The sequence below is a fragment of the Leifsonia sp. Ger2509 genome (genome assembly GCF_055231915.1).
Genome location: NZ_JBUYVB010000003.1, coordinates 72633 through 96456 on the forward strand (window position 1 = coordinate 72633; position 23824 = coordinate 96456).

A 23824-nucleotide genomic window follows, 5' to 3' on the forward strand; every position below is an offset into this window, starting at 1 on the left:
GGATGTCGCAGCCCGCGCCCAGGCTAGCGGGTCTCGACGAAGGGATCTCGATCGCTCACGATGCGGAGGCTCACTTCCCCGAAGGCCGGGATGTGGAGCTCCGCCGAGGATTCCAGCACACCGGCCTCGGTGGTCCGTTCGAGCACGTCGACAGCGCACAGCGTTCCCCGGGCACTCAGGGCATCGAGCGGCACCTTCACGGTCTTCGACATCATGTTCCTGAGCCGGAGAATCAGGCCGTCACCGAACGTCGCGACCTTCAGGTGCGCCTCGATCCCTGGCACATCCGGAACCGGGAACAGGGTCCCCGACTCGGCGCCGGTCGGTTTGTAGTCGCGCAGCACGATCGGCGCAACGCACTCCTCGAGCGCGAACCGGTTGGCCTCCGCGTTGTCGCAACTGCCGGCGTGCGTCGTGAACCGGTAGCGCAGGGGGATCTGACCCTCCTGGCTCGCCTTGAAGTTCACCATCCAGTGGTTGTTCAGTGCCCATGACACGAGGGCCGGGCGCTCCGGCTCGACCCGGTCGCCGACCACATTGGTGGTGATGCCACCCAGCTGCATGAGCGGTGCATCGAGAGCGGCGACGGTCACTCCGCGGGTCCCGTCGCTCACATCCGTCCAGCGCCGCGTCGGGTACCAGTCGAACACGGAGCCGGGGACCTGGTCGTCGTTGGGCCGGACAGGGGTCCCGTTGAGGTCGACAATGTACTCGTGCCCGTCGAGCTGCACCGGGAAGAGGATGTAGACCGATTCGGGGTTCGTCTGCGGTTCCTTGTCCAGCATCCAGTCGACGTGGAGCGTGCTGGTCTGCGTCGGCAGGCTGATGCGGCAGGTGCCACCACGGATTCCTCGTGCGGTGATGGCGAGGTCGATGATCGCGCTACCCGCCTCGATGCGGGCGGGGGAGAGTTCGACCGTCGAGACTCCCTGGCGATCGAACGGAGGGTTCTTCACCCAGTGCCCGAAGTCCCAGTCGCTGAAGTCATTCACGAACAGGGCGTCGCGCCCCGACGGGCTGTCGACCGTCTCGTGGAGGTAGCTGCCGAACCCGCCGAGCTCATTCGAGTCCGCGAACTCGTGGGAGAGCTGTTTGTCGTACCAGGACGAGATCCGTCCCGTGCCCGGATCGACCTCGACGCGGTAGAACTCGTTCTCGATCACGGTGCCCTCGGCGACGAGATCGTCGGACTCCGCGTGCCTCGAGGGGTGGATGAACGCGAAACCGGATCCGGGAACCGTCAGCCTGACCGTCGCGATGTCAGTGGTCGGCGGGCCGCCCCACGGGACCTCGCGCGGGAAGAAGCTCTCCAGCATGCCCGCGGGCGCACCTCCCGCGCGGAACTCGGGCACCTCGACGTTGACCGTCCGCTCGAACGGCAGGGTGTTGAAAACGAGCAGTTCGCTGTCTTCCTCCGTCGGGTAGGCGCGATCGCTTCCCAGATCGCCGAGGTCGAACCGTCCCTCGGTCGCGCGGTCGGCATGGGCATCGGCCAGCTGACGGGCGGATCGGGTGAGCATGTCGTGCGACTCCATCGCCGCCTGGTAGGCGAAACCCGCCTTGCGGTTCCACTGGGCCCGGGTGAACAGCGAATCCGGCGCATCGATGCTCGAGAACCCGCCCCACGTGTGCTCATCGAACAGGGACATCGCTTCGTAGGTCTTCTCGACCAGTTCTTTTCCGAACTGGGGCGTTCGACCGCTCGCGACGACCCACGCGGCGAGGACTTCGGCGGACGCGAGGATTTCGTGCGACGCGCGGTTGATGCCGGTCTCGTATGCGCTCGAGGCGGCCCCGTCGGACCACCAGTCGGTCCAGTCGCCGCGGACCGTCGGAAGGGCGTCCGTACCGTGCAGTTCGAGTTCCTGGCGGAACAGGCGCGGCGTGCTGAACTCGATCCGCGGTTGGCGTCCGCGGTCGTTCCACTCCCGCACGAAGTCGGCGATGCGAACGTCGGGCGGTCCGTTGTCGACGCGCATCGGGTGGGTTGATTCCACGTAGAGGAAGTCATAGGGGAACGTATCGGACTCCTCGAGGGCGTCGAGGTAGTACGGGAGGGACTCGTCGACGAAGCGCCAGTCTCCGAGTTTCGCCTGACTCCGCCCGAACAGGTAGTGGAAGCCGTTCCAGGTCAGCAACCGGCCACCTGCAGGACCCTCCCACCAGAATGCGCCGGGGAACGGTCGCGGAGCGCGGCCACGCGATTGGTTGATGGCCATCGTGAGGAAGTCGATGCCGATCGACGGCAGGAGGTCGGCGAAGATCCAGCTCACTCCGTTGACATCGTCCTGCATGGCCGTCTCTACGTCGATGCCCATATCCTCGCGGAGAACGCGGACCGGATAGAGGCTCCGGCGCATCTGCTCCGGCGACAGCAGGGGAGTGAGGTTGTACTGCATCGCGGCGACGTCGATAGCGCCGCGCTCCTGCCAGTACCGGAATCGCTCGACCTCGCCGGGCCCGGCCTCTTTCAGGTAGCGCACGAGGGGACCGGTGACTTCGCAGACCCAGCGATACTGGCTCGCCGGTTCTCGGGATGAGGTCGCCTCGATGAGATCGAGGGCGTCGCGGACGAATTCCCCGTGCTGGCGGAAGCAGACATCCTGATAGTCGTTGAATCCGATGTCGTGGTGCGTATGGTTCGCCACGAGGAGCCGTTTGATCTGAGCCATCACATCTTCCTTGATCGACAGCCGGAGCGAGTCCGCAGCCAGGTCGTCCGGTGTTGGTAACGATCCCAACGAGCTGAGGTTAGCAGATTGCCCCGTCGCACGGCGATGCACTAGCCTGAGCCGTGACCATGCCAGAACCGTCCGCAACTCACGCGCTCGAGAACCCGGTGTGGTCATCGCTGACCGGAGCGCACTCGTCGCTGGCGCGCATCCACGGCGACGCTCGCATCTACGACCCGCAGGTCGCGCTCTTCGGCGGAATGCCGACCGAGCCCACCGCGGCGGAGTGGACGGACCTGGCCGCTCTGCTCGGTGCGGAGAGCGGTGTGCTGCTCGTCGGAAGCAGCATCCGCCTGCCGGACGGCTGGAAGGCGCTCCGGATTCTCGAAGGCATCCAGTTCGTCGAGTCGGGGGCCGAGGGAGCCTGGGCTGACGATATCGTCGCGCTCGGCGAGGAGGATGCGGCAGAGATGCTCGCACTGGCCGAGCGCACGAAGCCCGGTCCCTTCCTGCTCGGCACCGTGCAATTCGGCGGATACGTGGGGATCCGGGATGGCGGCCGGCTCGTCGCGATGGCAGGGCGACGCATGAATCCGCACGGCTGGATCGAGGTGAGCGCCGTCTGTACCGACGAGGGATATCGTGGGCGGGGGATGGGCGCACGCCTCGTCCGCGCGGTCGTCGACGGAATCCACGGCGACGGACAGCGTGCCTTCTTACACGTCGAGAAGGGGAATGACGGAGCGGTCGCGCTCTACCGCAGACTCGGCTTCGAGCCCCGTCGCGACATGACCTTCGTGTTCGCCAGCCCGGGCGGCTGACGACTGCGCATGACCGACCCTGACCGATCCGCGTCAACCGCGAAGGCCGGCGAGGGAGTCCCACCTGCATACGCGACCGCCTATGACGCGATTGCTGGAGTAAACTCTGCCTGACCGGGCGTTCTGACTGTCCTTTGCGAAGTCTGCGATAACCGGATGGTTTCAGTTGTGTGTTTAACAGGCAATACATGACGGTGGTCGAATATAGTGCTCGCGATGTGTCGATAGACACGCGTCGCGGTTCCCGCGGCACAGCAGCCCACGAGGAAAAGTGAGATGAGCGACGACGCGCCCCAGCGGAGGCGGCGATCCAACGGGTCCCCGTCCATCCGCCATGGCCGCCTGCACAAGCGCAGGCCGTTCGCGACGATCGCCAAAGTACTGGTCGCGACGCTCGGAGTGCTGATCGTGAGCGGCGGGTCCATCGCTGCGATCGCGGCGTGGGATGTCGCCCGCACCATCAAGCCGGGGGTGCACCTCGCATTGGCGCCGGGCAAGACCGCTGTGCCGATCCCGAGCATCGGAGCCATTGCGGGCGGCGTCAACCTCCTGCTCACCGGCACGGACACCCGAAGTGGCCAGGGCGGTGCTTTCAACACCGCGGATGAGCTCGACGCGAGTTCAGGGGCGGGGAACAACGATGTGACGATGCTGCTCCACATCGCCCAGAACCACCAGAGCGTCACCGTCGTGAGCTTTCCGCGCGACCTGATGATCCCCATCCCGGAGTGCCCGTCGCCGAACGGCGGCACGTACTCGTCGGTGGACAAAGCGATGATGAACACGACCCTCTCGCGCGGCGGGCTGTCGTGCGTGGTGCTCACCATCGAGAAGCTCACCGGTGTATCGATCCCCTTCGCGGCCGAGATCAGCTTCGACGGTGTGAGCGCGATGTCGAACGCGGTCGGGGGAGTGACGGTCTGCCTGGCGAGCCCGGTGGTGGACAAATACACGAATCCGCCGCTCGACCTGGCCGCGGGGCAGCAGACGCTCGTCGGCCCGGTGGCCCTCTCCTTCCTGCGCAGCCGCCATGGCGTCGGCGATGGAAGCGATCTCGGGCGCATCAGCAACCAGCAGGTCTTCCTGTCGGCGCTCGCACGCAAGATCGTCGGCGGTGGGGTCCTCGCCAATCCGTTCCAGTTGTATCCGCTCGCCAAGGCCGCAGCGACCAACATGACGCTCTCGGACACGCTGACGAACCCGACCACGATGGTGCAGATCGCCCTCGCGCTCAAGGACACCGGTCTCGACAAGATGACCTTCGTCCAGTACCCGACGATCTCGGACCCCGACAACGTGAACCGGGTCATTCCTCAGAGCTACGCCGCTCAGATCCTCGACGATGCGCTCGTGCAGGACCAGCCCATCCAGCTCACCGGAACGCCCGGGCGTGCCGCGGAGCTCGCCCCGACCGTTCCGACGCCCACGCCGTCGCCGAGCGGGCCGACAGCCCCGGCAACGCCGGGCGCGACGACGACGCCCGCTCCGGCGGCGACCCCCACTTCGACCCCGGCGCCGTCCGGTCCGGCTCCCGTGGTGCTGCCGCCTTCCATCACAGGGCAGACCGCGATCCAGCAGACGTGCACCAAGGGGAACGGCTGAGAGAGGCGAACCCGCGGATCACGCAGCCAGCGGAGCCGTCACCAGGAAGTGCCAGCCCAGCCACCACCAGAACAGCACGATCGTCACCCTCGCAGCACGATCCTGCATGACACCGTCGAGCAGCTCGCCGAAGCTCGCCAGGCGGGACTCCTCGCGACGCGAGGTCAGCACCAGGACCAGCATGGCGACGCCGCAGGCGACGAATCCTGCGATGGTGACGATCCGGCTCATGCGGCCCTCCCGCGTTTGATCAGCGCATAGCCGCCGGCGAGCCAGAGCGCGATGAGCACGGCCCGTCCTATCGGTGAGGCGACGATCGGATCGATGAGGTCGGAGAGCGGCGGGAAGGCGTATTCGGCCGCCAGCGACGGTCGGCTCATGAAATAGGCGCCGATCTCCCAAGCCGCACTGGTGACCGCGATGACGGACCACGCGACCGCGGCGCGGCGCACCGCATCGGGACGGGCCCGAGGCGCCGGGACCCCGGGCTGTGGCCAGACGATCGGCATGAGCGCGACGCCGATCGCCACGACGACGACCGTGTCGACGCCTCCGTAGAGCGGAGCGAGCGCGAGCGCGAGAAGCAGCACCGCCATCAGCACCACCAGGAGAATCCGCCGGGGGTGCCGTTCGCGGTTCAGGATGCGGAGTCGAAGCCAGCCGAACGCATCCGCGGCGACCACCAGGGCACCGCCGAGGAAGATCAGCCCGTCGACGGGAGCACCGCGGAACACGTGGAAAGCCCCGGTGAGCGAGAGGATAACGACCCAGGCGACGCGCGTGGATGTTGCGGACCGCGTGCCGACCTGTTCGGCGCGTTCCGACTCAGCTGGTCGATCCATTGCCATGGCGAAACCCAGCGTACGCTCGATCCGGCTGGGTGCGGGCTTCCGCTCGGTCCCATACCGGCCGTACGTTCACTGGGAGGACGGCGCGGAGGTTCAGAGCGCGGTCGACTGACCCGCGAGCGCGAGCATGACGACGTCGATGAGTGCGCAGGCCATGATCAGCCGCATGAGGATCCGCGTGGTGTTGGTCCGCGTCACGAGGACCACGCCGACGATCGCGATCGCGAGGCCGATGACGAGACCGGCCAGCAGGACCGGTCCGGGATGAGGTCCAGGGCCGAAGGTCAGGATGACCGTTGCGATCGCCACGCAGGCGAACGCGGTGTAGCCGGACGCTCGTTCCCCGAGCCGATGGGGAAGACCTCGGACTCCGGTGTCGCGGTCGTCTGCCAGATCGGGAAGCACGTTGGTGAAGTGCGCGGCGATGCCGAGGAGCGCGCCGACGACGATCACCCACGGCGCCGGCCACTGCGGAACCGGCAGACCGAGGGTCGCGACCGCGGGGAGCAGCCCGAAACTCACCGCATACGGGAGCACGGAGACGGGCGTGTTCTTGAGACCGAGATTGTACGCCCAGCCCATGGCGACGGCGATGATGTGCGTGATTCCGGCGAGCGGCCCGAGCAGGAACGAGAGAACGACCATGACGGCTGCTGCGACGAACGCCGCAGCGCGCACGACAGTCACGGCGACGGCGCCTTGTGCGGCAGGTTTGTCGGGGCGGTGGACCGCGGCGTCGCGACCGGCGTCGATCCAGTCGTTCGACCATCCGATCGACAGCTGGCCGGCCAGCACGGCCGCCATGAGGAGGATGAGCCGCGCGGGTTGGTACGCGAGACCGAAACCGAGGACGCCGGCGACCGCGGTGACCACGACGGTCGGACCCGGGTGGCTGGCGAGCAGCAGGGATCGGACCGTTTTCGGCATGGTCACATGCTAGTGACAACCAAGCTGTAAAGAACTTGCGTGATCTTGCAACGAATTGCGTATGATCGAGACATGTCGAAGCGTCTGGCCGAGGTGGCTCGCAAAGTCGGAGTGAGCGAAGCGACCGTGAGCCGCGTGCTCAACGAGAAGCCGGGCGTCTCCGACGCCACGAGGGAGGCAGTGCTCACCGCACTCGACATCCTCGGCTACGAACGCCCGAGCAAGCTCCGCGGCGAGAGGGCTCGGCTGGTCGGCCTCGTGCTGCCGGAGTTGCAGAACCCGATCTTTCCCGCATTCGCCGAAGTGATCGGCGGCGCGCTCGCGCAGAACGGCTACACGCCGGTGCTCTGCACACAGACCGCGGGCGGGATCTCCGAGGCCGACTATGTGGAGCTGCTCCTGCAGCAGCAGGTCTCCGGGGTGGTCTTCGTGGGCGGCGCGTATGCGCAGCGGGATGCCTCGCACGACCACTACGCACGGCTGACAGACCTCCATCTACCGACGGTGCTGGTGAACGCGCCGGTGGATGACCTGGAGTTCGCGACCGTCTCCTGCGACGACGCGGTCGCCACCGAACAGGCGCTGAATCACCTGCGGCAGCTCGGTCACGAGCGGATCGGGCTCCTCCTCGGGCCGCGCGACCACGTGCCGTCGCAGCGCAAGCTCGCGGCCGCGAAGCGGGTGGTCGCCGGCTGGGGGCTGCCGTTCCAGGACGAGCTCGTGGTCCACTCGCTCTACTCGCTCGAAGCGGGGCAGGCGGCCGCCACGCGACTCCTGGCTGCCGGGGTCACGGCGATCGTCTGCGCCAGCGATCCGATGGCGCTCGGCGCCATTCGCGCCGTGCGGAGGGCGGGGCTCTCTGTGCCCGGCGATGTCTCCGTCATCGGCTACGACGACTCGGCTCTGATGAACTGCACGGAGCCGCCGCTCACGACGGTCCGGCAGCCCATCGAGCCCATGGGACGCACGATCATCGAGCTGCTCCTGCGACAGATCTCGAGTGATTCGGCCACCTCGGATGAACTCTTCTTCGAGCCCGAGCTGGTCGTCCGGGGGTCGACCGGGCCCGTGCGCGTGGGCTGATTCGCCCGCAACGCAACGCAAAAGTACGCAAATAACTTACGTACTGTTTAGTTCTTGCATCAATTTGTCGATAACGCTACGTTTGCGTTCGACGACGGCGCCGGATGGTTCGACGCGGTCGCACCGACCGAACGAACCCGTCGACCCGGCACTCGTAGCCCGAGCATCCGGAGCCGCCCGATTGACAAGGACTCCGAGTGGATCTTCCCGTGCTCGACGCCCAGCCGGAGTCTCCAGCGTCCGCAGGCGCGGCGCAGACCGCGATCGCGCGGACGGCCGTGCCGTCGCAGAACGACCCGCTCTGGTGGCGAAGCGCGGTGATCTACCAGATCTATATCCGGAGCTTCGCGGACGGAAACGGCGACGGCATCGGCGACCTGGCCGGGGTCCGCAAGCATCTCGGCTACCTCCGCGACCTCGGAGTCGACGCCATCTGGTTCACGCCGTGGTACGAGTCCCCGCTCGCCGACGGCGGCTACGACGTTGCCGACTATCGCACCATCAACCCGGCATTCGGACAGCTCGCCGAAGCGGAAGCGCTGATCCAGGAGGCGCTGCAGTTCGGCATCCGCACGGTCATCGACGTGGTGCCGAACCACATCTCCGACCAGCACCCCTGGTTCCAGGCGGCGCTGGCTGCCGGCCCAGGCTCGCCAGAGCGCGAGCGATTCTGGTTCCGCCGCGGCGGAGGTCCGGACGGTGACCGGATGCCCACCCACTGGGTCTCCAACTTCTCCGGGGAGACCTGGACGCAGACCACCGACCCCGACGGCACCCCCGGCGAGTGGTACCTGCACCTCTTCACGCCCCAGCAGCCCGACCTGAACTGGAATCATCCCGACGTCCGTGCCGAACACGAGGCGATCCTCCGTTTCTGGTTCGACCGCGGGGTCGCCGGAGTGCGCATCGACTCGGCGGCACTGCTCGTCAAGGACCCGACGCTGCCGGAGGTGCCGCAGGATCCCGGTCCGGGCGAGCATCCGAACCAGGACCGTGACGAACTCCACGACATCTACCGGAGCTGGCGCGCCATCGCAGACTCCTACCCGGGCACCCGTGTGCTCGTCGGAGAGATCTGGCTCCCCGACATCGAACGGTTCGCCATGTACCTGCGGCCCGATGAACTCCACACGGCGTTCAACTTCGACTTCCTCGCGCGGCCCTGGAACGCCGCAGAGCTGCGCGCATCCATCGACCAGACGCTGGCAGCCCATGCACCGGTCCATGCGCCATCGACGTGGGTACTCTCCAACCACGATGTGACCAGACCCGTCACCCGGTACGGTCGCGAGGACACGTCGTTCGCCTTCCTGAAGAAAAGGGTCGGGACGCCCACGGACCTCGCCGTCGGTGAGCGGCGCGCGCGTGCGGCCGCCCTGCTCACGGCAGCGCTGCCCGGGTCTCTCTATATCTACCAGGGCGACGAACTGGGTCTGCCCGAGGTCGAGGACCTCCCGGCTGACCGCCTCGAAGACCCGATGCACTTCCGGTCGGGCGGGGTCGACCCCGGGCGCGACGGATGCCGGGTGCCGCTGCCGTGGCGCGGCATCCAGCCTCCCTTCGGCTTCAGCCCGGCCGGCGCATCCGACGAACCGTGGCTTCCGCAGCCGGAATCGTGGGCGCACCTCACCGTCGAGGCGCAGCAGAGCGACCCGGCGTCCATGCTCTGGCTCTACCGGCAGGCCCTGCGCATCCGCCGCAAGACCGACGGGCTCGGCGATGGTCCGCTCAGCTGGCGTGGCAGCGCCGATGACGTGCTCGTATTCGCTCGTGGCGACCGCTTCGTGAACGTCACCAATCTCTCGGATGCGCCGGTCGCGCTGCCGGAGCACACGGCCATCCTGCTCAGCAGCAGTCCACTCCAGCACGGACTCCTGCCCCCGGACTCCACGGCGTGGCTACGAACACAGCACGAGCCGCCGGAGCGCGCCGCGGAACCCCGCCGCGGCGCACAACGCACCAACCAGCGATGACAAACCACATCAGCAATACAACACATTCTGAAAGGAACCGACAATGAGGTCACCAAGAACGGTCGCTGCAGTCGCTGCGATCACACTCGCCGGCGTCGGCCTGCTGGCCGGCTGCTCGAGCTCGGGCAGTGGCGGCAGCAACGACGGCAAGGTGCACATCACCGTTGCTAGCCTGATCCCCGGCAGCGACAAGTCCGCATTCAAGGCGTTCGACGACCGCGTGAAGGAGTTCGAGAAGGCGAACCCCGACATCGTGGTCACGTCGAAGGAGTACCAGTGGACGGGCCCCACGTTCGCCACGCAGCTCGCCGGCGGAACGCTGCCGGATGTGTTCAACGTGCCCTTCACCGACTCGCAGTCGCTGCTGCAGGCGGGCCAGCTCGCGGACATCACGGCTGAAGTGAACAAACTTCCGTACGCGGACAAGTTCAACGAGAACATCCTCGCCGTGGCCAAGAGCGGCGACAAGATCTACGGCATCCCGTACGGCCCCTACGCGATGGGACTGTCGTACAATCGCGACCTCTTCCAGAAGGCGGGGCTCGACCCGAACAAGCCGCCGACGACCTGGGACGAAGTCCGCCAGGACGCGAAGATCATCTCGCAGAAGCTTCCCGGCGTCGCCGGCTACATGCAGATGACCAAGGGAAACACCGGTGGATGGGAACTGACCACCTCGGTCTACACCCGTGGAGGGCGGATGGAGACCGTCAGCGACGGCAAGACGAAGGTCACCACCAACAATCCGCAGACGAAGGAAGCGCTGCAGTTCCTGCACGACATGCGCTGGGAGGACAATTCGGTCGGGCACAACTTCCTGCTCGACTGGAGCGGCATCAACCAGGCCTTCGGCGCCGGGCAGCTCGCGATGTACCCGAGCGGCTCCGACGTGCTGACCTCGCTCGTGCAGCAGGACCACGTCGACCCGAAGAACTACGGACTGACGATCCTCCCGGTGGCCGACTCCAGCGACGCCGGCGTGCTCGTCGGCGGCAACGTCGCAGCGGTGAGCCCGAAGTCGTCGGATGCGCAGCGCGCGGCCGCCGTCAAGTGGATCGACTTCTACTACATGCAGAAGCTGCTCAACCAGGAACAGGCCGTGGCCGACGCGAAGGTGCTGGCTGCGTCCAACCAGCCGGTCGGGGTCCCGACTTTGCCGGTGTTCGACAAGGCGACGTACGACCAGACACTGTCGTGGATCAAGGACGAAGTGAACATCCCGCTCGAGAACGTGGCGCCGTTCACCGACAAGATCTTCGACGCGAACCTCGTGCCTGAGCCCAACAAGCACACGCAGGAGCTCTACGGGGCGCTCGACTCGGTGGTCCAGGCCGTCCTCACCGACAAGAACGCGGACATCGACAAGCTCCTCACCACCGTCGACACCAACATCCAGGCGTTGGTCGACGCAGACAAGTAACCGGTCGCTGCGAGGCTGGCGGGGCGCACGACGCTCCGCCAGCCTTCAGCCGCTTTCGGCGAACCCTGCACCGAACAGAGAAAAGGCACACCCATGACAGCCATCGACCGGCCGAGAACCACCTCGCGCGGAGTCGGAAGACGCCGAACCCCCGTCACCTGGCTGCGAGGGGGCGGCCTCAGCAGTCTCGTCTTCCTCCTGCCGATGCTCCTGATCTTCGGCGTCTTCTCGTGGTACCCGATCGTCCGGGCGATCATCATGAGCTTCCAGCACACGAACCTCGTCTCGGCTCCGACCTGGGTCGGCTGGGACAATTTCGTCCAGGTCGTCAACGACCCGCTCTTCTGGACCGCGGTCGGCAACACGGCCTGGTTCGCGCTCCTCGCGCTCATCCTCGGCTATCCCGTGCCCCTGATCGCGGCCGTCCTGATGAGCGAGGTCAAGCGGGCGAAGGGCCTCTACAGTGCGCTGGCGTACCTTCCCGTCGTGGTGCCGCCGGTCGTCGCCGTGCTCCTCTGGAAGTTCTTCTACGACGCGAGCCCGACCGGTGTCTTCAACACGATCCTCGGCTGGGTCGGGATACCGCCTCAGCCGTGGATCCAGGATGCGACCCAGGCGATGCCGTCGCTCGTCGTCGAGGCGACGTGGGCGGCCGCGGGCGGGACCATCATCATCTATCTCGCGGCTCTCACCGGAGTGTCACCCGAACTGTACGACGCGGCGGAGGTGGACGGCGCCAGCATCTGGAAGAAGATCTGGCACGTGACGCTGCCGCAGCTGCGCGCCATCCTGCTCATCACCCTCATCCTGCAGATCATCGGCACCGCACAGGTGTTCCTCGAACCGTTCCTGTTCACCTCTGGCGGTCCGGTCAACGCGACGGTGACCATCCTGCTCCTCATCTACCGCTACGCGTTCCAGAACAGTCTCGGCGGGAACTACGGGGCCGCGACGGCACTGAGTCTGATGCTCGCCGTCTTCCTCGCGGTCCTGTCCCTCGTGTACTTCCGCCTCACCAAGTCCTGGAGCCAGAATTGACGACCTCGACCGATTTCACGCCCGAGGTCATGAACCTGATGACCGACGAGCTCGGGAGTTCAGGGATCGCGGGAGGACCCCCACGCCCTCCGCGCCGTAAGCGACGCGTGAGGCGGGTGCAGGAGAGCACGGAACGCGGCATCCTTTCGCCGTCCGACTGGCGCAGCCGCAGCACGCGCTGGACCAACCAGACCCTTCATATCGTGCTGCTCGTCGTCCTCATCATTGTCGGCCTCGGCCCCCTGCTCTGGCTGGCCAAGTCGGCGATCACCCCGACCGTCGACACGCTCAAGACGCCGATGGCGCTGTTCCCGCACGGTGCAGACTGGTCGATCGTCGCGACGGCATGGTCGACCGTGCACATCGATGTCCAGTTCGTGAACACGATCTGGGTCGCCGCGGGCTCGTGGGTGTGCCAGATCGTCGTCGCCACGACCGCCGGCTACGCGCTGAGCGTGCTGCGGCCGAAATACGGCACCGTGATCTACGGACTGGTCCTCGGGACGCTGTTCGTGCCTGCGGTCGTGCTCCTCGTGCCGCTCTACCTGACGATCCTGAACCCGCCGCTGCTGGGTACGTCGCTCATCAACACGTTCTGGGCGGTGTGGTTGCCGGCCGGCGCGAACGCGTTCAACGTCGTCCTCGTCAAGCGGTTCTTCGACAACCTGCCTCGCGAGGTGTTCGAGGCCGCGCGCACCGACGGGGCCGGCCCGTTCCGCCTGTTCTGGTCGATCGTGCTGCCGATGTCGAAGCCGATCCTCGGGGTCGTCTCCGTGTTCGCGATCATCGCCGCATGGAAGGACTACCTCTGGCCCATGCTCGTCCTCCAGGACCCGGCCATCCAGCCGCTCTCGGTCCGCCTGCCGAATCTGCAGGCGGCGATCGAGCTCGACGTGTATCTCGCCGCTCTCGCCATCTCTACGCTCATCCCGATCGGGCTGTTCCTCGTCTTCCAGGGGCTGTTCCTCCGCAGCGCCGGGCTCGGCGGTGCCGTTAAGGGGTGATCCGGTGACCCGCCTATCCGCAGGTTCCGTCCGGGGAGCGCAGTTACCATCGGACGATGCCAGCGCATCCGACCTTCCCAGTGCTCCGCAGGCGCGTCCAGCGCGCTGCGGCGATCCTGGCTGTCGCCGGGCTGATGCTCGCCGGATGCGCATCGTCAGGCGTAGCCGGCCCCGAGCAGACCACGTCGCCGACCTCGTCGAGCTCGCCCCAACGGTCAGCGCCGAATCCGATCGAGGCGTACGCGGACGCCCGCCTCGCGTCGATGACTCTCCGGCAGAAGGTGGCGAGCCTTCTCATGCTTCACCGTCCCGGTGTCGACGGCGCGGCCCTGCGCGCGTTCGTCGACGGCTACGGGCTGGGCGGGCTCATCCTGATGGGCGACAACATCCCGCCGGGGATGCCGGCGCTCCGGGCGGAGACGAAAGCCATCAGCGCCGATCCCGGTCTTCCGGTGCTCACGGCAACGGACGAGGAGGGCGGCATCGTCAGGCGGCTGCCCGAGGACACGGCGCCGGGTCCTGAGCAGTTGAGGGCCGAGCCACCGGAGGCGACCCGCGCTGCCTTCGCGAGCCGCGCCGCACTGCTGAAGGATGCCGGTATCTCCATCGATTTCGGGACGGTCGCCGATGTCACCGCCGATCCGAATTCGTTCATCTTCGACCGGGTGCTCGGGACCACCCCGGCCGATGCCAGCAGTCGGGTTGCGGCGTCCGTGGCCGGCCAGACGGGCGCGGTACTCTCGACGCTCAAGCACTTTCCGGGGCACGGCGAGGTCGACGCCGACTCGCACCTGACCATCCCGACGACCCCCGTCTCGCTTGCCCAGTGGCGGGAACGCGACGAGCCCTCCTTCGCGGCGGGGGTGCGCAGCGGGGCCGACATCGTCATGTTCGGGCATCTCGTCTACAGCGCGGTGGACAGCGCACCGGCGTCTCTCTCGGGTGCGTGGCATCGCATCCTCTCCGACGAGACCGGGTTCGATGGCGTGACGATCACCGACGACCTGCGGATGCTCCAGGATTCGGGTGTGCCGCAATACCAGGACCCGGGGGAGAATGCGGTTCGTGCGCTGGTGGCAGGGAACACGATGCTGCTGTTCGTCCTCGGGGCGGACGCCGGCGAGGACGGCGTCGATCCGGGCCATGTGATCGACTCCGTGGTCGCGGCGGTGGACACGGGGCGGATTCCCCTCGCGCAAATCGACGCGGATGCGCGGAAACTGCTCGAACTGCGCCGATCTCTCGCGGTCCGCGGCGACTGATCCGAAGAAATTCGGCGAATTCGGAATAAGCCCGCGATCTATGCGCTTGCATAGATCGGACGAGAAAGTCCGACACTCCCACCGAGTCAACCACAGGAGATCACTATGTCCGAAAACGTCACCATTCCCGGATACAAGGCCGGCACCTGGACCATCGACCCCTCGCACAGCGAGGTCGGCTTCAGCATCCGCCACCTCATGATCAGCAAGGTCAAGGGTGTGTTCGAGAACTTCGACGCGACCTTCGTGACCGCCGAGAACCCGCTCGAGTCGTCCGTGAGCGCCAAGGCCGAGGTCGCTTCGGTGAACACGAAGGACAAGAACCGCGACGCGCACCTGCGGACCGGCGACTTCTTCCTCGCTGAGGAGCACCCGACCATCGACTTCGTCTCGACCGGAGTCCGCGTCGAGGGCGGCGACTTCCTCGTCGACGGCGACCTGACGATCAAGGGCGTCACCAAGCCGGTCACCTTCGACTTCGACTTCGGTGGGTTCGGCCAGGACCCGTACGGCAACTACAAGGCGGGCGCGACCGCCAAGACCGAGATCAACCGCGAGGACTTCGGCCTCACCTACAATGCCGCCCTCGAGACGGGCGGCATGCTGCTCGGCGACAAGGTCACGATCACGCTGGAGCTCCAGGCGGTCCTCGCCCAGGACTAGTCCTCCGCATTACACTTCTTCTCTCAGGGGTCCCGCACTTTCGGGGCCCCTGAGTTCGTCTCAGGAGGCGTCGTCGCCGGTGATCTCGTCGTGGATGCGGCGCAGATCCTCGACGAGCGAACCGATGAGCACCCAATGCCGGGAGTTGGGTGCCGCGACCGATAAGGGAGCGGTGAGCACGGGGATATCGGCGGTGACCGTGTCCGGCTCCGACGGCACGTCGCCCGGCTCCCTCGACAGCAGCCTGAGGTCGTGCGACGCCCGGTTGAGCTCATCGGCGATCGCTTGCACGGTCGGCTCCCGCGAGATGCTGTCGTCGTAACGGTCGTGGAAGGCGCGCGTCATGCCCAACGTGCGGGTGATCACTGGACCGAGCCGGCGGAAGAATGCGTCGACTGCGTCGAGATCCCGCCGGTGGCGCGATTGGCGGGGATTCAGGGTGAGGCTCTCACGCGCCTGTTCCAGGGCCGCCTCCGATTTCGCCTGCATCGGCCGCAGCAGCCGAGCCGTGATGAGCAGTTCGTCCAGCAGAGCCTGCGACTGCGGCGTGGTCAACGCCGCTGCGAGCCGGTCGAGTGTCGCGGCGGCCTCGTTTCCGAGACCGTTGACCGACGTTCGCGCAGGCCCGATGAGTACAGGAGGGACGATCGCGATGTTCACGATGACGCCGATGATGGCCCCGATCACCGTCTCGATGATGCGGACGAAGGCGTACCCAGGCGAGGCCGCGCCGATCGCCAGCACCAGCATCGCCGTGATCGGCACCTGGTTCGCGGTGCCCGGCGTGAGCTTAAGCGCCCACGAGAGGAAGATCGCCGCCACGACGGCGAGGAGAACGATCCAGCTCGTCGTGCCGAACAGGAGCCCGACAGCATAGGCGATCGCCACTCCGACGATGACGCCGATGCTGCGCTCGATGGCGCGCCCGATCGACTGGTTGACGCTCGGCTGCACGACCAGGAGGGCCGCGATCGCGGCGAAGATCGGCAACTGCGTCGGCAGGAACGCGCCGGCGATGAGCCACGCGAGGATCATGGCGACGGCCGTCTTCGCCACCTGGAGCAGAGGGATGCGCGCCGATGCTCGCAGGTTCGTTGGCAGTCGCACGACTCAAGGCTACTTCGGTGCTGCGACCTCCCCGCGCAGCCCGAGGAATCGGCCGTAGCGGCGGACACTCGTCGCAACGCCGGACGTCTCGGTCGCCGTGAACCGGTCGAACGGCTCGGCCTCGATCGCGACGCGCGAGCCGTTGGCGGCGCGCCGCCAGGTTCCGGCGACACGACCCCGGGAGAGGACGAGCGGTTTGAAGATGCCGTTCAAGCCCGGGACCACCCGCTCGGCGAACTCCGGCGCGAGCACAGGGCTGCGATCCTGATAGCCGAGGAGGTACTCGTCGAAACCGGGCAGCAGGTGGACCGCTCGGCGCGCAGGCGGTGCCGAATCCGCGAGCTCCGTCGTCATCCAGTAGGTCGTCGCGTCGATGTCGAACGACGTGAGCCGATCACGGATCAGCGCGAGCCCGGTCTTCGCACCCGCCATCGTCCCCTTCGTCCACCAGACGTAGTCCTTGAGCGTCGCCGGGCCGTGCCCGACCAGGTAGCGCAGCAGGAACTCCGCGTGCGCCTCATCCTCGTCGAGCTGCCGCTGGTCGGGAGCCCACTCCGCCAGGAGGACGAGCGACTGCTGGGTGCCGTGAGGCGGCCCCCAGCAGAGCACTCCGGTCTGCGACAGATAGTAGATGAGGTGGTACCCGCGCTGTCCGGTGGTACGGATGCGGTGGCTCTCCCACAGCTCCATCAGCTCGGTTCGGCCGAGCGCGCGCCCTCCCTCCAGGTCCTTCACCACGACGTCGCGCGCGTGTGCGAAATCGGCCTCCTCGAGCTCGAGCTGCCGGTGACGGAGCGTGAGGCCGGCGAGCATCCGCCGCGTCGTGAGGCTCAGCATCCACCCGAGCTCCCGGGCCGGGACGAAATGCAGGGTCCCGCGCATCGGCCAGGAGCGCACGATCTCGCCCCGCTCGAGCGCGCCGATGACATCGGCCTGCGTCACACCGAGGGAACGGACTCCGAGCGCCCAACAGGCCGCCGCGAAGTCCTGCGCCTGCACTGCGAGCATCCGCTCGGCGACGGCGGTCGGTGATTCGAGCGGGTCGGTCAGGGCCTGGGCGGCCTGACGGAATCGGAGAAGGTCGGCGTACCCGGCGTGCGTCGGCATGGCATCAGTATGCCGGGCACCGCCGACACCGGTGCTGCGTCAGGTCAGGATGCCGAGCTCGCTGAGCTGATCGCTGAGCCCTGCGCCGTCGGGGGAGTACACCCACGGAACGCCGCTCGTCTCCGAGTGCTTCTCGGCCTTGGAACGGCCACCGGCCAGGACGGCCTCACCTGTCGAGAGCTGCCGGATCGCGACGGCGGAGACGCTCTCGGGATGTTTCGTCGTGAACTCGCCGTAGATGATCTCGTCGTGCTGCCCGTCGTCGCCGACCAGAAGCCAGCGCAGGCCGGGGAACTCGCTCGCCAGCCTCACCAGGCTGGACTCCTTGTGCTCGCGACCGCTCCGGAACCAGCGGTCGTGAGTCGGACCCCAGTCGGTCAGCAGCAGCGCGCCGGCGGGGAACAGGTTCCGGGAGAGGAAACGCTTGATCGTCGGCGCGACGTTCCAGGCGCCGGTCGACAGGTAGATGACGGGCGTCCCCGGGTGGGTTGCTGCGAGTCGCTCGAGAAGCACCGCCATCCCCGGTGTCGGCACGCGGGCGTGCTCGTCGAGGACGAAGGTGTTCCAGAAGGCCAGGAGGGGGCGTGGGAGGGCGGTGACCATCACGGTGTCGTCGATGTCGGAGATGACGCCGAACCTCGCGGACGGGTCGACGATGAAGACGGGCGACTCGACGGCGCCTCTGGAATCCGCCGTGTACATGCGGACGGTGTGCCATCCCGGCGTGAGCTGGACAGGGATGACGGTGTCGATGACCCCGCCGCGGTCGGGCCGGACCTCGTGCGTCATCCCCTCGATCTCGATGGAGACCGTCACATCGTTGACGGGGACGCTGATGAACGACCGCCAGCCCCGGATGCTCTCCTCGCGCCTGCGGTTCGCGCGCTCCGCCCGGCTACCGGGGCGCGGTTCGCCCGCGAGGACGACACGCCCGAGGATGCGCGCCCAGGTGGGTGCGCCGTAACCGGTGTACGGAAGAACCGTGGAGAGAAAACCACGCTTGCGCGCGCGCTTCGCACGAAAATCATGGAAGGCGTCCTCGATGCGCGCGGCGCGATGCATGATGGGCTCGACGCTCGCGCCGCGATTCACGGGTGAACGGGCCATATGTGCCAGTTTCTCATGAACGGGCCGGCTTTCCGGACGCGGCGGCGGGCGCGAAGTGCTCCGACTCCGGCCACCTTCCTGCGGCGCGCCACAAGCTTTACAGCAAAAATGAGGGATTCCCGGTTTATGATCCAATCAACGCGACGGCCCACCCGTCGCAGGGCTGGGGACCCGTAGCGCCGTATTGTGGACATGCAGGAAAGAAGGAGTTGCCCTAGTGCCCATCAATGATCTCGCGACCAGCCAGAGCCAGTCGGGAGTACCTCTCGTTCGTACCGAGCCCATCCAGGAGCGCAGTGCAGCGCGAATCGATGCGCTCCTCGATGCGGCGGCCGACGTCGTCGACGAGATCGGATTCGACCGTCTCACGACCGCGATGGTGGCGGAGCGGGCGGATGCGTCCATCGGAACCGTCTACCGATACTTCCCCGACCGGATCGTTCTCCTCCAGGCGTTGCGCGACCGGGCGTTGCAGCGCTATCGCAACGCGGTTGTGGACCGGATCCACAAGGCATCGCCCGACCACTGGTGGGACGCGATGGAGTGCGCCATCGACGCGTTCGTCGATATGTTCCGCACCGAGCCTGGCTTCCGCATCATCCGGTTCACCGACGCGCAGCGCCAGGCCGCACCGGCCGAGCCAGGATTCGTCGACGACTTCTTCGCGCACCGGTTCGCGGACATCCTCGCTGAGGAGTTCGGGCTGCCTGCGGGGGAACAGCTAAACTTCCGGCTCGAAGTCGCCGTCGAGATCGCTGATTCGCTGATCACGCGGGCTTTCCTTCTCGATCCGAAGGGGGACGAGCGGTTCATCGACGAAGCACGCGTGGTCATCCGTGAATACCTCGCGAAGCGCTACGACGAGAGCGCGGTCTCCTGAGTCGGTCCTGATCACACGCGATACGGCGGGAATGTCGGTGGCCTGCGGCAGCGTTTCTCCTGAAGACACGCGCGGCGAGACGGTCTGTGATAGCTGAAGATCATCTTCACAAATTGCAATCCGTCTTTGCCAAACGCTCCGAATGGTGTTTGGGTTGAACATCTGGCACGTGTTGATCCGAAGACTTCTCGAGGAATGAGCCGCAAAGATGATCGAGTTCCGATCGGTGACCAAGCAGTTCCCCGACGGGACTGTGGCGGTCCGTGACTTCTCGCTCGTCATCCCTTCGCGCAAGATCACGGTGCTGGTCGGCTCGTCCGGCAGCGGCAAGACGACGATCCTCCGCATGATCAACCGCATGGTCGACCCTACGAGCGGCACGATCGAGATCGACGGCGAAGACATCTCGACGCTCGCGCCCGTTCACCTGCGGCGCGGCATCGGTTACGTGATGCAGAACTCCGGCCTTCTCCCGCACCGCAAAGTCGTCGACAATATTGCGACCGTCCCTCTGCTGCGCGGTGTCAAGAAGCGCGTCGCCCGCGAGAACGCACTCGGCCTGATGGACACTGTCGGGCTCGACCGCTCTCTCGCCGACAAATACCCCAGCCAGCTCTCGGGCGGCCAGCAGCAACGTGTCGGAGTTGCGCGCGGCCTTGCGGTCGATCCGAACATCCTGCTGATGGATGAGCCGTTCGGCGCGGTCGACCCGATCGTTCGCGACGACCTGCAGCAGGAGCTCCTCCACCTGCAGCGCGAACTCGACAAGACGGTCGTCTTCGTGACCCACGACATCGACGAGGCGTTCCTGCTCGGCGAGCAGGTGGTCATCTTCCGCACAGGCGGAATCGTGGCGCAGAAGGGCACCCCGGCCGAGATCCTCAGTAATCCCGCCGACGACTTCGTCGCGACGTTCGTCGGCGCCGAACGGGGCAAGCGGGCGCTCCACATCGAGCAGACGCCGGCCGGCGAAGTGTTGGTCGACAGCGACGGACGCACAGCAGGCGTGCTCTCCGGCGCATCCACCCACGAAGCAAAGGCCGTGACCCTTCAGGGCGCGGGTGCTCCGGCGCAGGGTGAGGAAGCGCCGTGAGCTGGTTGTGGTCGAATTTCGGCCTCATCGACTACGGCCAGGTCTGGCAGCTCACCGTCGCCCATATCGGTCTGAGCATTCCGCCGATCGTCTTCGGCTTCCTCATCTCGCTTCCGATCGGCTGGGTGGCCAACCGGTACCACGCGACCAGGGGCACCCTCCTGACCATCGGCGGCATTCTCTACACGATCCCGTCCCTCCCGCTCTTCATCGCCATGCCTTCCCTGATCGGCACGAAGATCCTGAACCCGGTCAACGTGATCGTCGCGCTCACCATCTACGCGCTGGCGCTGATGGTGCGAACGACGGCCGACGCGCTCGGATCGGTTCCCGGCGACGTTCTGCAATCGGCGACGGCTGTCGGATTCTCGGCGTGGCGCCGATTCTGGACCGTCGAACTGCCGCTGGCCGGCCCCGTGCTGCTGGCCGGCCTCCGTGTGGTCTCGGTGAGTACCGTCAGCCTTGTGAGTGTCGGCTCCCTGATCGGCGTCAACAACCTCGGCAACCTCTTCATCGACGGGTACCAGCGGTCCTTCCCCGAAGAAGTCGTGGTCGGCATCCTCGCGGTGATGGCGATTGCTTTCGTGTTCGACGGCATTCTCCTTCTCGCCGGTCGCTTCCTGATGCCGTGGACCCGGATCGACCGCCGCGGCCGCCGGGCCGCCCGCCGACAGCAGCTGAGGCTGGTGACGGAAGCATGATCAACTTCGTCGCCGCTTTCGCCTGGCTGGGAGACCCGGCCCACTGGGTCGGGCCCGACGGGATTCCGACACGGATGTGGGAGCACATCTGGTATTCCGGCCTGACCCTGCTCATCGCGGCCGTCATCGCCATCCCGATCGGGCTCGCCATCGGGCACACGGGGCGCGGTCGCGGGATCGCTGTCTCGATCTCCGGCGCGCTACGCGCGATCCCCACGCTCGGACTGGTCGTCTTCCTCGCACTCGAGCTCGGCGGCCTCGACATCACGTCGCCCCTAATCGCCCTCACCATCCTCGCGATCCCGCCGGTGCTCGCCGGGGCGTACGCCGGCGTCGATGCGGTGGACAAGGGCACGGTCGATGCCGCGCGCGCAATGGGCATGACCGAATTCCAGATCCTCGGCAAGGTCGAACTGCCGCTCGCGCTCCCGCTCATGATCGGGGGACTCCGGTCCGCGATGCTCCAGGTCATCGCCACGTGGACTGTCGCAGCATTCCTGCCCGTCGGCGGTCTCGGCCGATACCTGATCGACGGACTGTCCGTTCGCGCATACGACGAGATGCTCGCGGGGTCGATCCTGGTCGTGGTCCTCGCGCTCATCACCGACGGGGTCTTCGCGATCATCCAGCGCCTCGTCGTCCCACGCGGGGTCATCGTCTCCCGCGTCGCAGATGTCCGTGTGAAGACCTCGCGTCCTCGCGCGGTGGTAGGTGTGCCCATCCAGGAAAGCACCACCGAGTAGAGAAAGAGAATAGGAAGAATCATGTTTGCATCAAGAAGAGGCCGCATCGCCGCAGGCGTGCTCGCCGCGGGGGCGTTGCTCGCCCTCAGCGCCTGCTCGTCCGGTAATGCGCTTGACAGCGGCAGCACCTCCTCGAGCTCCGCTGGCACCATCACGGTCGGATCCGCAGCGTTCGGCGAATCCCAGATCGTCGCCGAGATCTACGCCCAGGCCCTCGAGGCGAAGGGGGTCAAGGTCAACCGCAATCTCAGCATCGGCCAGCGCGATGTCTACCTCGCAGCGCTCAAGGACGGGTCGATCGACCTGATTCCGGAGTACAGCGGAAATCTGCTCCAGTTCTACGACAAGACGGCCACGGCGCAGTCCAGTGACGACGTGTTTGCGGCGCTCAAGACGGCACTCCCGGCCGGTTTCGAGGTCCTCGACCAGTCGCAGGCGCAGGACGCCGACTCGTACAACGTGACCAAGGCGTTCTCCGACAAATACAACGTCAAGAGCCTCGCCGATCTTGCGGCCGCGAAGGTTGCGCTCACCGTCGCAGGCAACCCTGAGTTCGCAACGCGGCCATACGGGATTCCCGGGCTGAAGAGCCAGTACGGCGTGACGGCCGCGCTCAAGCCGATCAACGACAGCGGCGGCCCCGCCACCGTCGCCGCGCTGAAGGATGGGTCCGTGCAGCTGGCCGACATCTACACGACGACGCCCGCCATCAAGGACAACGGCTTCGTGACGCTCGCTGACCCGAAGCACATGATCCTCGCCCAGAACGTGCTGCCGCTGATCAACTCGAAGAAGGTGACCAGCACGGTCAAGGACGTCCTGAACAAGGTGTCCGCGGCCCTGACCACCGCTGACCTGATCGAACTGAACAGCGAGAACCAGGGTGCCCAGAAGGTCTCCCCGGCCGACGCAGCGAAGAAGTGGCTCAGCGACCACAACCTCAGCTGATCGTTCGAACGGCGCAGGCGGCGATCCGGACCATGCGGGTCGCCGCCTGCGATTCGCATGGTCTACTCGGCCGACTCGGGCCGCAGCCGCCGGATCAGCATCCGGAAGTATTCGAGAGCGCCAGCCATGTCGGCGGTCTCGTCGAGCATCCACTGCACCTGCATGCCGTCGGCGACCGCGATCGTGAGCCGCGCCACTTCGCGGGCGTCCAGCGTGGGGTCGAACTCGCCGGTCTCCTGAGCGCCCGCGATGTACCGGGCGAGCTCATCGATGAAGAACTGGTAGCGCTGGACGAAGTAGTCGTGGCCCGGATGGCCATCGTCAGCGGCTTCCGCTGAGATCGTCGCGTAGAGGTGCACGAGGCCGGGAACTTCGGCGTTATGGCGCATCGCGTCGATGATCCCCTGGAAGGGGTCGCTGCGGTCGACCGACGAATTCAGGTCGGCTTCGTCGCGTTTGCGGAGCACTTCGGCGAAGAGCTCCTCTTTCGAACTGAAGTGGTGCAGGAGTCCTGCCTGGCTGAGTCCGACCGCTTCGGCGATCTCCCGGAGAGACGCCCGGCGGTAGCCGCGCTCGGCGAACACCTCGAGGGCGGTCGTCAGGATCTCCTCGCGCTTGGCGAGGCCCTTGGCGTACGGCCCTTTCTTCGGCATGGACACGATGGTACTGGCATCCTGACACCCGGTCGATTGGCCGCGACTGTGCGAGCGTTGCTAGGTTGGAGGAGGGCGCCACAAGCGCCCGCCTCCACAGGAATGACCATCCTGCCCGGAAGCTCTGTCGATGATGCGGCCGAGATTCGGTCGCGTTCCTGAGGAGTGCGGT

At 66.7% G+C, this 23824-nt stretch carries 22 protein-coding genes; 14 read left to right on the forward strand and 8 right to left on the reverse strand.

All coding sequences use genetic code 11. The annotated features are described in order from the left end of the window. Nucleotides 1-23: 23 nt before the first annotated feature. On the reverse strand, nt 24-2672 hold the full coding sequence (locus ACV7NN_RS00655) for a glycoside hydrolase family 38 N-terminal domain-containing protein (protein ID WP_463347675.1): 2649 nt from the start codon (nt 2670-2672) through the stop codon (nt 24-26). A gap of 128 nt (nt 2673-2800) precedes the next feature. On the opposite strand from ACV7NN_RS00655, the gene ACV7NN_RS00660 reads away from it, so the two are divergent. Continuing rightward, on the forward strand, nt 2801-3493 hold the full coding sequence (locus tag ACV7NN_RS00660; protein ID WP_463351202.1) for a GNAT family N-acetyltransferase: 693 nt from the start codon (nt 2801-2803) through the stop codon (nt 3491-3493). 276 nt (nt 3494-3769) lie between these two features. Next, nucleotides 3770-5095, forward strand: a complete 1326-nt coding sequence (locus tag ACV7NN_RS00665; protein ID WP_463347676.1) for an LCP family protein — start codon at nt 3770-3772, stop codon at nt 5093-5095. A gap of 18 nt (nt 5096-5113) precedes the next feature. Here the strand turns inward: ACV7NN_RS00665 and ACV7NN_RS00670 are convergent, their stop codons facing one another. From ACV7NN_RS00670 to ACV7NN_RS00680, 3 genes are all read right to left on the reverse strand, one after another. Beyond that, complete coding sequence (locus tag ACV7NN_RS00670; protein WP_463347677.1) at nt 5114-5326, reverse strand: DUF6186 family protein; 213 nt, start codon at nt 5324-5326, stop codon at nt 5114-5116. Further along, nucleotides 5323-5937 (reverse strand): hypothetical protein, encoded by a 615-nt coding sequence (locus ACV7NN_RS00675; protein WP_463347678.1) that lies wholly within the window; start codon nt 5935-5937, stop codon nt 5323-5325. Before ACV7NN_RS00675 ends, ACV7NN_RS00670 begins: the two co-directional genes overlap by 4 nt. Nucleotides 5938-6036: 99 nt before the next feature. After that, entirely contained in the window at nt 6037-6870 is an 834-nt protein-coding gene (locus tag ACV7NN_RS00680) for a UbiA family prenyltransferase (protein ID WP_463347679.1), read from the reverse strand. A 72-nt stretch (nt 6871-6942) separates the two neighbouring features. Between ACV7NN_RS00680 and ACV7NN_RS00685 the strand changes: the two genes are divergently transcribed. The 7 genes from ACV7NN_RS00685 (at nt 6943) to ACV7NN_RS00715 (ending at nt 15313) form a co-directional block, all read left to right on the forward strand. After that, the gene (locus ACV7NN_RS00685) at nt 6943-7953 is read left to right on the forward strand and encodes a LacI family DNA-binding transcriptional regulator (protein WP_463347680.1); all 1011 of its coding nucleotides are present in this window, start codon (nt 6943-6945) and stop codon (nt 7951-7953) included. A 278-nt stretch (nt 7954-8231) separates the two neighbouring features. Further along, nucleotides 8232-9926 (forward strand): glycoside hydrolase family 13 protein, encoded by a 1695-nt coding sequence (locus ACV7NN_RS00690; protein WP_463351203.1) that lies wholly within the window; start codon nt 8232-8234, stop codon nt 9924-9926. A gap of 43 nt (nt 9927-9969) precedes the next feature. Next, nucleotides 9970-11346, forward strand: coding sequence for an extracellular solute-binding protein (locus ACV7NN_RS00695; RefSeq protein ID WP_463347681.1), 1377 nt, complete (start codon nt 9970-9972; stop codon nt 11344-11346). Nucleotides 11347-11439: 93 nt separating this feature from the next. Next, entirely contained in the window at nt 11440-12384 is a 945-nt protein-coding gene (locus tag ACV7NN_RS00700; RefSeq protein WP_463347682.1) for a carbohydrate ABC transporter permease, read from the forward strand. A gap of 38 nt (nt 12385-12422) precedes the next feature. Beyond that, nucleotides 12423-13388: a carbohydrate ABC transporter permease gene (locus tag ACV7NN_RS00705; RefSeq protein ID WP_463351204.1), complete on the forward strand. Its 966-nt coding sequence runs from the start codon at nt 12423-12425 to the stop codon at nt 13386-13388. A gap of 56 nt (nt 13389-13444) precedes the next feature. Beyond that, nucleotides 13445-14650 carry a glycoside hydrolase family 3 N-terminal domain-containing protein gene (locus ACV7NN_RS00710; RefSeq protein ID WP_463347683.1) on the forward strand — a complete coding sequence of 402 codons (1206 nt, stop codon included), beginning with the start codon at nt 13445-13447 and terminating at the stop codon, nt 14648-14650. A gap of 105 nt (nt 14651-14755) precedes the next feature. After that, the gene (locus ACV7NN_RS00715; RefSeq protein ID WP_463347684.1) at nt 14756-15313 is read left to right on the forward strand and encodes a YceI family protein; all 558 of its coding nucleotides are present in this window, start codon (nt 14756-14758) and stop codon (nt 15311-15313) included. 60 nt (nt 15314-15373) lie between these two features. Here the strand turns inward: ACV7NN_RS00715 and ACV7NN_RS00720 are convergent, their stop codons facing one another. The 3 genes from ACV7NN_RS00720 to ACV7NN_RS00730 are packed head-to-tail and all read right to left on the reverse strand — an operon-like array spanning nt 15374 to nt 18634. Next, nucleotides 15374-16420 (reverse strand): FUSC family protein, encoded by a 1047-nt coding sequence (locus ACV7NN_RS00720; protein WP_463347685.1) that lies wholly within the window; start codon nt 16418-16420, stop codon nt 15374-15376. A gap of 9 nt (nt 16421-16429) precedes the next feature. Next, entirely contained in the window at nt 16430-17527 is a 1098-nt protein-coding gene (locus ACV7NN_RS00725) for a winged helix DNA-binding domain-containing protein (RefSeq protein ID WP_463347686.1), read from the reverse strand. A gap of 39 nt (nt 17528-17566) precedes the next feature. Further along, nucleotides 17567-18634, reverse strand: coding sequence for an App1 family protein (locus tag ACV7NN_RS00730; protein WP_463347687.1), 1068 nt, complete (start codon nt 18632-18634; stop codon nt 17567-17569). 217 nt (nt 18635-18851) lie between these two features. Here ACV7NN_RS00730 and ACV7NN_RS00735 point away from each other — a divergent pair, with 217 nt between their 5' ends. The 5 genes from ACV7NN_RS00735 to ACV7NN_RS00755 all read left to right on the forward strand — a co-directional run bounded on the left by ACV7NN_RS00735 (nt 18852) and on the right by ACV7NN_RS00755 (nt 22999). Continuing rightward, nucleotides 18852-19514 carry a TetR family transcriptional regulator gene (locus ACV7NN_RS00735; protein WP_463347688.1) on the forward strand — a complete coding sequence of 221 codons (663 nt, stop codon included), beginning with the start codon at nt 18852-18854 and terminating at the stop codon, nt 19512-19514. 208 nt (nt 19515-19722) lie between these two features. Beyond that, complete coding sequence (locus ACV7NN_RS00740) at nt 19723-20607, forward strand: ABC transporter ATP-binding protein (protein ID WP_463347689.1); 885 nt, start codon at nt 19723-19725, stop codon at nt 20605-20607. After that, a complete protein-coding gene (locus ACV7NN_RS00745) occupies nt 20604-21308 on the forward strand; it encodes an ABC transporter permease (RefSeq protein WP_463347690.1) in 705 nt (234 codons plus the stop codon). Before ACV7NN_RS00740 ends, ACV7NN_RS00745 begins: the two co-directional genes overlap by 4 nt. Further along, nucleotides 21305-22051, forward strand: a complete 747-nt coding sequence (locus ACV7NN_RS00750) for an ABC transporter permease (protein ID WP_463347691.1) — start codon at nt 21305-21307, stop codon at nt 22049-22051. The genes ACV7NN_RS00745 and ACV7NN_RS00750 overlap by 4 nt, the downstream gene beginning before the upstream one ends. 21 nt (nt 22052-22072) lie before the next feature. Then, a complete protein-coding gene (locus ACV7NN_RS00755; RefSeq protein WP_463347692.1) occupies nt 22073-22999 on the forward strand; it encodes an ABC transporter substrate-binding protein in 927 nt (308 codons plus the stop codon). A 62-nt stretch (nt 23000-23061) separates the two neighbouring features. Here the strand turns inward: ACV7NN_RS00755 and ACV7NN_RS00760 are convergent, their stop codons facing one another. Then, nucleotides 23062-23652 carry a TetR/AcrR family transcriptional regulator gene (locus ACV7NN_RS00760; RefSeq protein WP_463347693.1) on the reverse strand — a complete coding sequence of 197 codons (591 nt, stop codon included), beginning with the start codon at nt 23650-23652 and terminating at the stop codon, nt 23062-23064. Nucleotides 23653-23824 lie beyond the last annotated feature (172 nt).